Below are 4,079 nucleotides of genomic sequence, written 5' to 3' on the forward strand. Positions count from 1 at the left end.
GCCCCATCGCGTGGGTGCTGATCGGCACCGCGGCGGTGCTTTGGGGGCTGGCGCTGGTGTACGGCTGGGTGGAGCTGTTCACCGCCGCCGTGGTGCTCACCGCGGCGCTCGCCGTCTCGCTGTTCTTCCTCATCGGACGCACCGCGTACGACGTCGGCCTCGACCTGAACCGCACCCGGGTGGTCGTGGGAGAGCGGGCGGTGGGCGCGCTCACCCTGGCCAATCCGTCGCCGCGGGCCATCCTGCCGTCCCGGGTCGTGCTGCCGGTGGGGCACGGCCGCGGGTCGTTCCCGGTCAAGCGCCTGGCGCCGGGCGAGAACGTCGAGGAATTGTTCGCGATCCCGACCCAGCGTCGCGGCATCCTGAAGGTCGGCCCGGTCAGCGTCGTGCGCGGCGACCCTCTCGGCCTCTTCGAGCGCGTGCACAGCACCGACGAGCCGGTCGACCTGTACGTGCATCCCCGCACCACCCGGTTCGAGGGGCAGTCGCTCGGGTTCCTGCGCGACCTCGAAGGCCTGCCCACCGCCGACCTGGCCCCGGACGACGTCTCGTTCCACGCCCTGCGCGAGTACCAGCCGGGCGACGACCTGCGGCACGTGCACTGGCGTTCGTCCGCGCGTACGGGCACCATCATGGTGCGCCAGTACGAGCAGACCCGCCGGTCGCACTTCGTGATCGGCCTGTCCCGCAGCCCGCACGACTACCACGATGCCGACGAGTTCGAGCTGGGCGTGTCGGTCGCGGGCTCGATCGGACTGCGCGGCGTGCAGGACTCCATGCAGGTGGAGCTGTTCACCCAGGGCCGCAGCGTCCAGGCGTCCACCGGCAAGCGCCTGCTCGACACGCTGTCCGGCGTCCGGTTCAGCCGTGGCCGGCGCAGCCTGGTCGACCTCGCCGGCACGATCGCCGCCGACGTGGCCGACGCGACCGTCGTCGTGCTCGTCGTCGGCCGGGGGACGGATGCCGCCTCCCTCCGCGCCGCCGTGAGCCGGCTGCCGTACGGCGCGCGCTCGCTGGTGGTGCGCGCTGCCATCGGCAAGACCCCCGAGCTGCAGCGCATCGCCGACACCGACGTCGTCACCGTGGGCGCCCTGGAGGACCTGCCCCGGACGCTCCGGAGGGTGCTCGCATGATCCCCACGGCCGCCGCGGGCCTCGAGGCCACGCACGCCCGGGCTCCGCACGTCTCTGCGCCGCCGCTGCGCCGCTGGATCCTCGACCTCGGCGCCACCGCCGCGTTCCTGGTCGTCTCGATCGCGGGCTGGTGGCCCACCTTCGCCGGTCCCGGCTACCTCGTCGCAGCCGTCGGGGCTCTGGTGCTCGGCCTGGCCGTCGCCGCCGTGTGCGCCTGGCGGCGCTGGGGCATCCTGATCACGGCCGGCCTCGCCGTCGCGGCGTACTTCCTGTTCGGCCCCGCACTCGCCGTGCCGCAGTCGGCCGCGTTCGGGTTCGTGCCGACCGGCGAAGCGCTCGGCGCACTGGCCGTCGGCGTCGTCACCTCGTGGAAGCAGCTGCTGACCACCATCCCGCCGGTAGCGGCAGCCGACGGGTTCCTGATCGTCCCCTTCCTGCTGACGTTCGTGTCCGCGGTGCTGACGGCGTCGCTCGCCCTGCGGCTGCGCCGTGCCGCGTGGGCGCTGATCCCGGCATCCGTCTCGCTCGTCGTGCAGATCGTCATGAGCATGCCGGAGCCGGCGGTGCCGATCGTGCAGGGCATCCTGTTCGCCGCCACCGCGCTCGGCTGGCTGGCGGTGCGCCAGGCGTGGGCGCCGTCCGACGAGCGCGTCATCGTCTCCGGAGCCTCCCCGGTGTCCGGCGGGGGCGGCACGCGGCTCGTCTCCGGAGCGCTGGTGGTCGTCATCGCGGCCGGCGCGGGCGTGGCTGCGACGCTTCTCGCGCCGCCCACCCAGTCTCGGCAGGTGCTGCGCCAGATCATCGTCCCGCCGTTCGACGTGCGGCAGTACCCGAGCCCGCTGCAGTCGTTCCGCAAACAGGTGCGCGACGACGAGAAGACCGCCCTGTTCACCGTGACCGGGCTGCCGAAGGACGCCCGCATCCGGCTCGCGACGATGGATGCCTACACCGGCGTCGTCTACAACGTGGCCTCCGCGGCCACCAGCGCATCCGGCGCATTCACCCCGCTGCGCACGAACATGTCGCAGGGCGAGACCGGCACGCCGGCGACGCTGCGGTTCACGGTGGGCGCGCTCACCGGCGTGTGGCTGCCCGATGCGGGCTGGGTGCAGAACATCACGTTCGACGGGAAGGATGCCGACGCCCTCCGTCGCTCCGGCAACTACAACGAGGACAGCGGCACCGCCGTGGTGACCGCGGGGCTCACCCCGGGAGACAGGTACACGGTGCAGGCGCTCATCGACAGCCGCCCCGCCGCGGCGACCCTGAAGAAGGACGTCTTCGCCCCGATCACCCTGCCGAAGCCCGATGATGTGCCGCAGTCGGTCGTCGACAAGGCGGCCACCGTCGTCTCGAAGGCGCGCACGCCCTACGACCAGGCGCAGGCGCTGGCCGACTACCTGCACAAGAACGGGTTCTTCAGCCACGGCCTGCGCGGCGAGGTCGTCTCGCGGGCGGGACACGGCGCCGAGCGCATCTCCGAGCTGACCGACGCAGACCAGATGGTGGGCGACGACGAGCAGTACGCGGTCACGATGGCGCTCATGGCGCGCAGCCTCGGGATGCCGGCCCGCGTCGTCATGGGCTACTACCCGGGCTCGGCCGCTGCGGGCAGGTTCACCGCGACGGGCGACGACCTGCACGCGTGGGTGGAGGTCGACTTCCAGAGGTCCGGCTGGGTGTCGTTCGACCCGACGCCGTCGAGGGACCGCATCGCGACCGCGCAGAAGCCGAAGCCGAAGCCCAAGCCCAAGCCGCAGGTTCCCCAGCCGCCGCCTCCGGTGCAGCAGCCGGCGGACGATTCGCCGTCGGTGCAGAACGACCGGGGCGTGGACCACAAGACCAACGGGTTCCTGGCGCTGCTCGGCCCCATCCTCGCGATCGGCGGCGGAACACTCGGCGTCGTCGCGATCCTGCTTGCGCCGTTCCTCGTGATCGGCGCGCTGAAGGCCTCCCGGCGCCGCAAGCGCAGGGATGCCGAGAACCCGGCGGACCGCATCTCCGGCGGCTGGGACGAGCTGGTCGACCGGGCATCCGACTACGGCACGCGGGTGCCGCCGGGTGCCACGCGCGCCGAGGACGCCGCACTGCTCGGGGCGTCGCTCGCCGACCCCGCCGTCGCCGGTCTTGCGGTGCGCGCCGACGGCCAGGTGTTCGGTCCGGCCGAGCCCTCGGCGACCGAGATCGAGGAGTTCTGGCGCCAGGTCGATGAGATCGTGGCGGGGCTCGGGGAGCGCGCATCCGTGTGGCGGCGCCTGCGGGCGCGGCTGAGCCTGCGCGCCTATCTGGCCGACACGCGCCTGTCCCAGGCGGTGCGTCAGGCCGCCCGCTCCGTGGTGGACTCGGCTCGGACAGCCGGCGCTCAGGCCGTACGCTCGGTGTCGGGCTCGGATCGCGACGACGTCGGACGCGGGCCCGCACACCGGGCCGACGGGCCTGGGACGAAGACAGCACGGGGTACGCACCCCGATCGTGGGGACGCCCGCGATGACCTGAAGGAGAACGGCGCATGAGCACTTCTGCACCGGGGCCGGTCGCTCCCACGGCGGGCGTCAAGGCATCCCTCGGCCGGCGCGTGGGCGCCTACGTCATCGACATGGTGCCGTTCGCGCTGATCGGCTCGGTCGTCGGCATCGTCACCATGGTGATCAGCCTCAGTGCGATCGCGTCCCAGCAGCAGCTGACGGCCGCGGTGCCGAAGGTCACGATCGTGCAGATCGTCGCGTACGTGCTGACGTTCGCGTGGTGGCTCGTCGTGACGATCATGCAGGGCGGCACCGGCTCGGTCGGTCAGCGGATGTGCGGGATCAGCCTGCAGCAGGAGGGCACGGGCCGCCCCATCGGATTCTGGCGGGCGGCGCTGCGCAACATCGTGTTCGCGGCATCCTGCGTCATCCTCGTCGGCTACTTCACGCCGCTCTTCGACGCCGAGCGGCACCGCGGCTG

At 72.6% G+C, this 4,079-nt stretch carries 3 protein-coding genes; all 3 read left to right on the forward strand.

What is annotated here, in order from left to right:
• A partial coding sequence (locus VJR25_RS12270) for a DUF58 domain-containing protein (protein WP_324115408.1) occupies positions 1-1,133 on the forward strand: 1,133 nt, incomplete at its 5' end.
• A complete protein-coding gene (locus VJR25_RS12275; protein WP_324115409.1) occupies positions 1,130-3,646 on the forward strand; it encodes a transglutaminaseTgpA domain-containing protein in 2,517 nt (838 codons plus the stop codon). The genes VJR25_RS12270 and VJR25_RS12275, both read left to right, overlap by 4 nt.
• A partial coding sequence (locus VJR25_RS12280; RefSeq protein WP_324115412.1) for an RDD family protein occupies positions 3,643-4,079 on the forward strand: 437 nt, incomplete at its 3' end. The genes VJR25_RS12275 and VJR25_RS12280, both read left to right, overlap by 4 nt.

Origin of the sequence: Microbacterium sp., assembly GCF_035277845.1 — a bacterium.
GTDB lineage: Bacteria > Actinomycetota > Actinomycetes > Actinomycetales > Microbacteriaceae > Microbacterium.